The following is a 9,122-nucleotide window of genomic DNA, read 5'->3' as shown; positions in this document are numbered from 1 at the left end:
TATGCGATCGTCGGCAGCGTCAGGTGTGTGTAAGAGGCAGTTCCGTAAGCTCGGTGGTCGACCGGAAGCGCCGGTGCGCGAACCCCTCTCGAAGGAGCCCCACGATGGGCAGGCGTGGACGTCGCGGTGGCCGGGGAGGCGCCGCGGGCGGAGTCTTCGGCAAGATGAGCGGCAGCCTGTTCCGGTCGCCCCCCGGCCGCCGATCCTCCACCGGCACGCCCTCCGCCCCGGCCCCGACACGCACACCGGCCGGCGGTCGTCCCGGCCCTCGCGGCGGGCCCAGGCGCGACACGTCCCCCCAGTCCCAGAGCCGCCCCACCGACCGGACGTGCAAAGGCGGCGACCCCGTCGGGATCGTGACCGGCGAGGTCATTCTCACCGAGACCGACCTCGCGCTGCCGGGCGTACTCGCCCTGGTCCTCAGCCGCACGCACATCTCCGCCTACAGGAGCGGCCGGCTCTTCGGCCCCTCTTGGGCCTCGACGCTCGACACCGCCCTGGAGCTCGACGGCCAAGGGGTTCACTTCCTGGCTCCGGACGCCAGTGTCCGCACCTACCCCCAAACCCTGATCCCCAACGTGGAGTTCATGCCGGCCGCCGGGCCGCGGCATCCGCTGATGCTCACGTCCGAGGGCGGTTACCGGCTGGCCGATCCGCATACCGGGATCACGTGGCACTTCCCCGCACCGGGCCCCGAGACCGGGTGGTCGCGCCTACCGCTGGTGGCGATCACCGACCGGTACGGCAACCGCGTCGAGTTCCTGTACGAGGACCAGGCCATCACCGAGGTCCGCCACTCGGGCGGTTACCGGGTGATCGTCGATACCGTAGCGGTCGAGGAGGGCGACCGCCGCGTCACCGCGCTGCGCACTCCCGGCGGAACCGTGCTCAGGCGCTTCGCGCACGATCCGGTGACCGGCGATCTGACCGAGGCGTACGACTCCGCCGGCGTCCCGGTCCGCTACACCTACGACGACCACCGGCTCACCGGCTGGACCGACCGCAACGGCCACCGGTACCGCTACGTCTACGACGAGAACGGCCGCGCCGTACGCGGAGAGGGCTCCGAGGGCCGGCTGAACTCCGCATTCCACTACGACCCCGATAACCGCGTCACCCGCCTGACCGACTCGCTCGGCAACACCACCGTCTACCGGTACAACGAATACGACCAGGTCGTCGAGGAGACCGACCCCCTCGGCGGCGTCGTCCGGTCGGAGTGGGACCAGTTCGACCGTCTCCTCTCCCAGACCGATCCCCTCGGGCACACCACCCGGTTCTCCTACGACGACCGGGGCAATATCGTCCAGATCCGGTACCCCGACGGGCTGACGGCTTCCGCCGAGTACAACGAACTCGATCTGCCCGTCCGCATCGTGCAGCCGGACGGCTCCGTCTGGGTCCAGGAGTACGACGAGCGCGGGGCCCTCGTCCGCCGCACCGATCCGGCCGGACGGACCACCGTGATCGCTTACGGCCCCAACGGCGCGCCCACCGCGGTGACCGACCCGCTCGGCCACACCACCCGCATCGAGTCCGACCCGGCCGGGCTCGCCGTCCGCGTGACCGACGCGCGGGGACGCGTGGTGCGAACCGAGTTCGACGAACTCGGCCGCCCCGTCGCATCCACCGATCCGGTCGGTGGCGTGACCCGGCTGACGTGGGACGCGGAGAGCCGCCTCACCTCCCGCACCCTTCCGGACGGGACGACGGACCGGTGGCGGCACGACGCCGAGGGCAACGAGATCGAGCGCATCGATCCGCTCGGCCGGACGACGCGCACGGCGTACGGCCCCTTCAACCTGCCGTCCCTGCTCACCCGTCCGGACGGCTCCACGCTCGCGTTCGCCTACGACACCGAGCTGCGCCTGACGTCGGTCACCACCGGTGATTCGCGGAGCTGGACGTACACCTACGACGGCGCGGGGAACCTTACCGGGGAGTCGGACTTCAACGGCCGGACGCTCCGCTACGGCCACGACGCGGCGGGGCGCCTCATTTCCCGGTCCAACGGCGCGGGCGAAACGGTGACGTTCGCCCGCGACGGCCTCGGCCGGCTGATCCGCCGCGACGCGGCCGGCCGGGCCGCCACGTTCGCGTACGACCCCCTCGGCCGGCTGACCGAGGCGGCGAACCCGGACGCGACGGTCAAGCGCGCGTACGACATCGCAGGGAACCTGCTCAGCGAAACCTTCAACGGCGCCGCCGTCCTCTACACCTATGACCCGCTCGGCCGGGTCCTGTCCCGCACCACCCCGAACGGGGTGGTGTCCCAATGGACCTACGATCCGGTCGGCCTTCCCACCGCCTTGTCCACCGGCGGGCGGACCATCGCCTTCGACCACGATGAGGCGGGCCGGGAAGTGGCGCGGCGCGTCGGCCCGAACGTGGCGCTGGCCCAGCGCTGGGACACGCTCCACCGGCTGACGTCCCAGACGCTGTGGGGCGCGCCGGATTCACCGGGCGGCCAGGCTCGGCTCTTGCAGCACCGCTCGTACGCCTACCGCGCGGACGGCGACCTCGCGGGCATCACCGACCGCCTGGCCGGGGACCGCCGGTACGACCTGGACGCCCGCGGCCGCATCATCGCCGTCCGGGCACGGGGCTGGGAGGAACGCTACGCTTACGACGAGGCGGGCAACCTCGTGCAGGCCGACCACCCCTCTCCCGCCGCCGAGACGGGAACGCGCGAGATCGCCGGCACGCTCGTCCGGCGGGCGGGCCGGACCCGTTACGAGCACGACGCCCAGGGAAGGGTGATCCTCCGGGAACGGGTCACGCTCTCCGGGCGCCGCGACCGCTGGCGATTCCACTGGGACGCCGAGGACCGCCTCATCGGCACCGAGACGCCGGACGGTGCCCGCTGGCGCTACCACTACGACGCTCTCGGCCGCCGCACGGCGAAGCAGCGTCTCGGCGCGGACGGCGGCCCGCCCGCCGAGGTGTACCTGTTCACCTGGGACGATGTCCGTCTCGTCGAACAGACCCGCACCGCGAACGGGACGTCCTCGGTCACGAGCTGGGAGTACCTGCCCAGGTCGCACGCCCCGCTGGCCCAGTCCCGGGTCGCGCGCACGGTCGACAGACCCCAGGAGTGGTTCGACCACCGCTTCGAAATGATCGTCACCGACCTCGCCGGCGCGCCCGCCGAGCTCGTCGCCGCGGACGGGACGACCACCGCCATGCCGCCCACGACCGCGTGGGGCGCCCCGCTCGCCGGGACGGCGGACGCCCCCTGCCCGCTGAGACTGGCCGGGCAGTACCACGACGCCGAGACCGGCCTCAGTTACAACTTCCAGCGCTACTACAACCCGGAAACGGGCGCCTACTGCTCCCCCGACCCCCTCGGGCTCGCTCCCCAGCCCAACCCACACACCTACGTGCGCAACCCGACCACCTGGACCGACCCGCTCGGGCTCAGCCCCGCGCAGGGGTGCGGCACCGGCGGCAACCAAAACCAGCCCTACATTCCCAGTCCGGCGACCCGCCGCGGCGCCCCCGGCGGGCGGGCACCGGTCTACCAGGACGTCCCGGTCGCCGGAAACTGGACGCCGCAGGGGCAGGCGAACGCGGCCACGGGGGCGCTCCCCGAGTTCGCGACGTCCAGCAGGACGGCGCGCACCGCGTCGCGAACCTACGTCGGTGCCGTGGACACCCAGACCGGACGGACGGTCCTCGCCTCCTCCGGGAACGGTTACTGCGCCGAGGGCAACGCCATCAACCGGTTGGGCATCCCAGCGGAACGGGTGCTGTTCACCCAGGCCGTGACGGTCGTGAAGAACGACAACGGCGACCTCACCACGGTGACGAAGCCGGTGTGCCAGGGGTGCCAGATCGACTTCCCCGATCGCGGTAACTTCGTACCCGGGACCCGGGGAGCCCCCGGAGGATGGTGGGGGGACACATGAACACCGCGAGCGGAGCCGAGCGATGAACAACGAAGCCGGACACGACCTCCTGGACGCCGTCGTCGCGGCCACCGACTGGTCGGGGTACCGGTGCGGCTGCGGACGCGACGCCTCGCACCTGCCCGAACTGCTGACCCGGCTGCTCGCTCCCCGCGGAGAATCGGACACCGACGTCCATCACGAGATCACCTCGCACGTCGTGACGTCCGAGTACCTGAACGAGTCGGCGCTTCCCGCCACCCGAGCCCTCCTGGCGGGACTCGCCGACGGAGTCGGGTGGGACGTCTACGCGAAGGTCACCCAGGTCCTCCTCTACATCCTCTCCTGCGAGACCGTCGCCAACGCCTTCCCCCCGGTCGACCCCGGATACGTGGACCTGTGCCACGCCGAGGCCCGGAAGGCCGAATGGCTCCTCCTGCGGGACTTCCGTTCCGGCCCCCCGGTCGTCGTCGACGACATCATCGAGATCTTCGAGCTCCTCGACGAAGAGGAGTGGCGGGAACGGCTGGTGGCGCTCCGCGACCGTCGCGATGACGCGGTGCGCCGCCCGTCCTGAGGCCGCGCCCCACCGTCACGCGGCGAGGCCGTCGTCCCGCGAGCGGTCCCGAGTCGTACGTCCGGGGGCACGGCCCCGACGAGAGGAACGCACCGTTTGCACCTCCAGACGTTTGACGACCCCGCAAGCAAGGTACCTATAATCGTAGTTGCAGGTTTCCTCTTCCAGGAAGGACAGGAACCCCGGGCAACGGGCCCGGGAGAGATCTTCGGAGGTGAGGCGCACCATGCTGCTGACGTCGATCGACCCGTTCGTGCAGGAATTCGAGCGCCAGTTCGACCGGGCCGTCCGCCAGGTCGCCGGCCAGACCGGCGGCGCCGCCGTGCCGATGGACGGCATCCGCCGCGCCGACGACGTCGTCCTGCGGTTCGATCTGCCCGGCATCGACCCCGGCTCCATCGAGGTGACCGTCGACCGCGGCGTCCTGACCGTGTCGGCGCGCCGCGAGGAGGAGATCGCCGAGGACGAGCGCGCGTTCGTCCGCGAACGTCCGATGGGCTCCTTCACCCGGCGGGTCTACCTGTCGGAGCACCTGGACGCCGACGCCGTCGAGGCCGCGTACGACAACGGCGTCCTGGCCGTCCGCATCCCGGTCCTGGAGCGGGCCAAGCCCCGCAAGGTCGCCGTCCGGCAGAGCGGCGCGAAGGCCATCCAGAACTGACCCGCACCGGGAGCTCTCGCGCGGGCGGGCGGCCTCCGCCGCCCGCCCGCGGCGCCCCCCGACCAGCAGAGAGGATCGCATGCCGGTGCCCCTTCCGATGGACGACGAGCACGCGGCCATGTTCACCGTGGGACAGGTCGCCGACATGCTCCACGTGCAGCAGGCGTTCTTGCGGCGCATCGACGACCACCGGGTCGTCTCCCCCCGCCGCTCCGCCGGCGGCCAGCGCCGCTACAGCCGCAACGAGATCGGGCGCATCCAGCAGGTCGTCACCATGATGGGCGAGGGCATGACGCTGCCCGCCATCCGCCGCATCATCGAGCTGCAGCACGAACTCGCCGAGGTCACCCGCGAGCGCGACGAGCTCGCGGCCCGGCTGGCCGCCCTCGCCGGGGCGCCGCGCGGGCCCCGGAGCACCGGAGGCGGGCGATGACGCTCGCGGCCGACGAGGCGGTGACCGCGATGCCGCCGGACATCCTGACCGTCGAGGAGTACCGGCGCGGCCGGAGCCGCGTCGTGCGCCTGATCGGCGAACTCGACCTGGCCGGGGAACGGCGCGTGCGCGCCGCCGTCGGCCGCGCGCTGGACGCCCGCCCCCGAACGCTGACGCTCGACCTGGCCGGCCTCCGTTTCATGGACTGCACCGGCCTGTCCGTCATGGTCTGGGCCCGCAACCGGCTCGCCGAGCACGGCGGCGTGCTGCGCGTCCGCGACCCGCGCCCGAACGTGCGCCGCCTGCTGACCTTCGCGGGCCTCGACCCCCACGTCACCGACGGCCCCGCCGCCCGCACCGGCCCCGTCCGCCCGGCGCACAGGGAGGCGTGCACGCGCGATTCGGCGCGGTAACGGGCGCTCAGGCGATGAGGCCCTCGGACTCCGCGTGCTCCAGTGCCTGCCACGCCTCGCGGGTGTCGAGCATCTCCAGCCCGCGGACGGCCCAGAACCGGACCGACTCGTCCATGCTCTCCAGTTCGCCGCGGAACAGCTCCAGCGCCTGGACGGCCCGCGCCTCGGCGACGAGCTCCAGCAGCAGGCAGCGGAGCGCGTCGTCGCCCTCCGCGCGGTACTCGGCGATCAGCTCGCCGACGTACGCGTCGGCGTGCTCGCGCAGGAAGTCGAACGCGTCCGCCCGGACCTGGGCGTCGCCCGTCCGCATGCGTTGGATGGCCTGATCGAAACGCCGCAGCGACATACGCGGACCATACCGCCGTACACCGACAAAACCCGTCGCCCCCGGCTCCACCGGACGCGCGTACTCTTCGGGACGTGACAAAGCGGACAGGTCTCGTCGTCGGCGCGCCGCTCGACCGGCTGACGCAGCAGTGGGTGCGGGTGACGGGCCGCCCGGTCGGCCCGCGGGACGAGCCGTGGCTCGCGGGACCGCGCGGTGACCGGTACCGGGTCGGCGACTCCTGGCTGCCGCGGGAGGCGGCCCGCCTCGGCGCCCGCGTGGCGGCCGACGCGGCCGACGCCGGGCTGCTCCCGTCGATGGCCGTCCTGAGCGGCCCGGCCTTCGACCCGGACGCGCTGCACCCCCGGGTGCGGGACTTCTACGAGCACACCACCCGCTGGCGGATCGACCTGTGGTCGCAGTGGTCGCCGTGGGCGTGGCCGTTCGGCTGGCTGGTGTCGGCGCTCTTCGCCCGCCGCCTCCGGCAGCTCGCCCTGCCGCTGCGCCCGCTGGACGTCGCGCACGGCATGACCAGCGAGATCACGCCGGTGGTCGGGGCGGACGGCGGCACGCTCGGCGCGTCCTGGCGGCGGCGCCTGCGCGCGACCGGCGCCACCGTGTTCAGCGGCTGGTACCAGGCGATCGTCCTGCCCGGCGTCCCGCAGCCCCGGGTCCGGGTCGTGTTCCCGCTGCCGAACGGGCGGCTCGTCGTCCTGCTGCGCCCGCACGTCACGGCCGGCGGCGGCCTCCTGCTCGCCTCGCCCGGCGGCGGCTGGGGCGAGGACGGCGCGTACCTCGTCGTCGAGCGCGGCCCGCGCGCGTGGGCGCGCCGCATCCCCGTCCACGAACGCTTCCACGTCCACGTGGACGGCGAAGGCGTCCTGCGCACCGACCACGCGCTGAACCTCTGGACGATCCCCGTGCTCAGGCTGCACTACCGCCTCGATCGCGGCGCCACCCCGCCGACGCGGTGACCGGCTCGTCGAGCACGCCGAAACGCGGGTCGAGGGAATCGGATCCCGCCGCCGCCTGCCGGGCGACGGCCGCCGGATCGGTGAGCCCGGCACGGGGAAGGGGTCGCACGCGGCCATATGATCATGCCCTTGATCATGTGAGGAGAGGCTGCCGGCATGCGGAAGCTCGTTTACTACATCGCGTCCACGCTGGACGGCTTCGTCGCGGGACCGGACGGGGCCGATCCCACGGGGCCGGGCGGGTTCTGGCCGATTCCCGACGACTACGTGCGGTACATCATCGCCGAGTTCCCCGAGACCCTGCCCGGGCCGGCCCGGGAGGCGATGGGCGTCACCGACCCCGGCTCCCGCTTCGACACCGTCCTGGAGGGGCGGCGCTCGTACGAGGTCGGGCTCGCGCAGGGCGTCGCCGACGCCTACCCGCACCTGCGGCACCTGGTGTTCTCCCGCACCATGACCGAGAGCCCCGACCCCGCCGTCCGGCTCGTCTCCGGCGATCCCGCGGCCACGGTGCGGGAGCTGAAGGAGGAGGACGGCAAGGACATCTGGATCATCGGCGGGGGCGCGCTCGCGGGCGCCCTGTACGCGGAGATCGACCGGCTCGTCGTGAAGGTCGCGCCGCTCACCATCGGCGCCGGCGTCCCGCTGTTCGGCCGCGACGCCGCTTTCGACCCGCGCACCTGGGTGCTCGCCGACCACACGGTGCTGGACAGCGGCCTGGTCGTCCTCACCTACGACCGCGCGGCGGACGCGTAGGCGCCCGCCCGAAACGCGGGAGAGTCCGCCGCCCGGGGCGGGCGGCGGGCTCTTCGGGTTCGCGGGTCAGGCGGGGGCGTCCCGCTCGGACCGGTCCAGCCAGGACGACAGGCGCTCCAGGAACGCGGCGCCCACCGGGGGCCGCGGTTCCAGGAGGGCGGCCAGGTGGAACGCGTGCGGCATGCCGTCGTAGACGTCCAGCGCGACCTCGACTCCCGCTCCGGCCGCGGCCTCGGCGAAGCGCCGCGCGTCGTCCAGCAGGACCTCGTTGCCGCCGGCGACGAGGAGCAGGCGCGGCAGGCCCGCCGGGTCGCCGTGGAGGGGCGACTGCGGCGCTCGGTCGTTCGGCCGCCCGCCCAGGTAGCGGCCGACGATGTGCTCCAGGACGTCGCGGCCGATCATGTCCGGGCCCGCGGGAGCGTCGATCGACGGGCTCGCCAGCGTCAGGTCCGCGATCGGTGAGACGGGCACCGCCGCGCCCGGGAGCGGCACGCCCGCGGCGCGCACGGCGAGCAGCGCCCCCAGGACGAGCGTCGCACCGGCCGACTCGCCGAACAGCACGGTGCGTCCGGGCGGGACGCCCTCGGCCAGCAGCGCGCGGTAGACGGCGACCACCTCGTCGTGCGCGGCCGGGAAGGGGTGTTCCGGGGCCAGCGAGTAGTCGATGGCGAACGCCGGACGGCCCGCCGCCTTCGACAGGCGGTACGCCATCGCGTGCTCGAACTCGGGGTTGCTCTGCTCGAAGCCGCCGCCGTGCACGTACAGGACCACGCCCGCCTCCCGGGGCGTGCGTCCGGACCCGTTCGCCCACCGGCCCGGCACGGGCAGCGCGAACGGCTCGGACGTGTCGGCGTCCGGGGGCATCGGCGGCGGGTCGGCGGTCAGGGCGCCCATGGCGGCGACGACGGTGTCGAACGTGTCGGGCCCGCTGACGCGGGTCGTCGTCGGGCCGGTGGCGGAATCGTCGGTCGGTTCGGTCAATGCGTGCCTTCGTTTCGTTTTTCCGCATGCCGGAACGCAATGCGGAGTGAATCCGGGAAATGGACGGACCCGTTCAATGGGCGGCCGAAAGGCGCCTGGGAGGTACGGGTGCGGC

9 protein-coding genes are annotated in these 9,122 nt (G+C 73.2%); 7 read left to right on the top strand and 2 right to left on the bottom strand.

Features of this window, described 5'->3' with window-relative positions; genetic code table 11:
* Window positions 1–104 precede the first annotated feature (104 nt).
* From DMH08_RS25630 to DMH08_RS25610, 5 genes are all read left to right on the top strand, one after another.
* Window positions 105–3,908 (top strand): RHS repeat-associated core domain-containing protein, encoded by a 3,804-nt coding sequence (locus tag DMH08_RS25630; protein ID WP_125618295.1) that lies wholly within the window; start codon window positions 105–107, stop codon window positions 3,906–3,908.
* Between the two features lie 22 nt (window positions 3,909–3,930).
* On the top strand, window positions 3,931–4,464 hold the full coding sequence (locus DMH08_RS25625; protein WP_125618294.1) for a hypothetical protein: 534 nt from the start codon (window positions 3,931–3,933) through the stop codon (window positions 4,462–4,464).
* A 226-nt stretch (window positions 4,465–4,690) separates the two neighbouring features.
* Entirely contained in the window at window positions 4,691–5,125 is a 435-nt protein-coding gene (locus DMH08_RS25620) for an Hsp20/alpha crystallin family protein (protein WP_026401093.1), read from the top strand.
* A 79-nt stretch (window positions 5,126–5,204) separates the two neighbouring features.
* The gene (locus DMH08_RS25615) at window positions 5,205–5,558 is read left to right on the top strand and encodes a helix-turn-helix domain-containing protein (RefSeq protein WP_199748005.1); all 354 of its coding nucleotides are present in this window, start codon (window positions 5,205–5,207) and stop codon (window positions 5,556–5,558) included.
* The gene (locus tag DMH08_RS25610; protein WP_125618292.1) at window positions 5,555–5,971 is read left to right on the top strand and encodes an STAS domain-containing protein; all 417 of its coding nucleotides are present in this window, start codon (window positions 5,555–5,557) and stop codon (window positions 5,969–5,971) included. The genes DMH08_RS25615 and DMH08_RS25610 overlap by 4 nt, the downstream gene beginning before the upstream one ends.
* A 7-nt stretch (window positions 5,972–5,978) precedes the next feature.
* On the opposite strand, the gene DMH08_RS25605 is transcribed toward DMH08_RS25610, so the two are convergent.
* The gene (locus DMH08_RS25605) at window positions 5,979–6,317 is read right to left on the bottom strand and encodes a hypothetical protein (RefSeq protein WP_199748004.1); all 339 of its coding nucleotides are present in this window, start codon (window positions 6,315–6,317) and stop codon (window positions 5,979–5,981) included.
* 74 nt (window positions 6,318–6,391) lie between these two features.
* Here DMH08_RS25605 and DMH08_RS40340 point away from each other — a divergent pair, with 74 nt between their 5' ends.
* Window positions 6,392–7,270 carry a hypothetical protein gene (locus DMH08_RS40340; RefSeq protein ID WP_158642399.1) on the top strand — a complete coding sequence of 293 codons (879 nt, stop codon included), beginning with the start codon at window positions 6,392–6,394 and terminating at the stop codon, window positions 7,268–7,270.
* Between the two features lie 156 nt (window positions 7,271–7,426).
* A complete protein-coding gene (locus tag DMH08_RS25600; RefSeq protein ID WP_125618290.1) occupies window positions 7,427–8,026 on the top strand; it encodes a dihydrofolate reductase family protein in 600 nt (199 codons plus the stop codon).
* A gap of 66 nt (window positions 8,027–8,092) precedes the next feature.
* Here the strand turns inward: DMH08_RS25600 and DMH08_RS25595 are convergent, their stop codons facing one another.
* Entirely contained in the window at window positions 8,093–9,007 is a 915-nt protein-coding gene (locus DMH08_RS25595; RefSeq protein WP_233617800.1) for an alpha/beta hydrolase fold domain-containing protein, read from the bottom strand.
* Window positions 9,008–9,122 lie beyond the last annotated feature (115 nt).

Origin of the sequence: Actinomadura sp. WAC 06369 (assembly GCF_003947565.1) — a bacterium.
Classification (GTDB): domain Bacteria; phylum Actinomycetota; class Actinomycetes; order Streptosporangiales; family Streptosporangiaceae; genus Spirillospora; species Spirillospora rifamycini.
The sequence above is the reverse complement of the archived record's forward strand: the minus strand, read 5'-3'. Positions and strand labels throughout refer to the sequence as shown.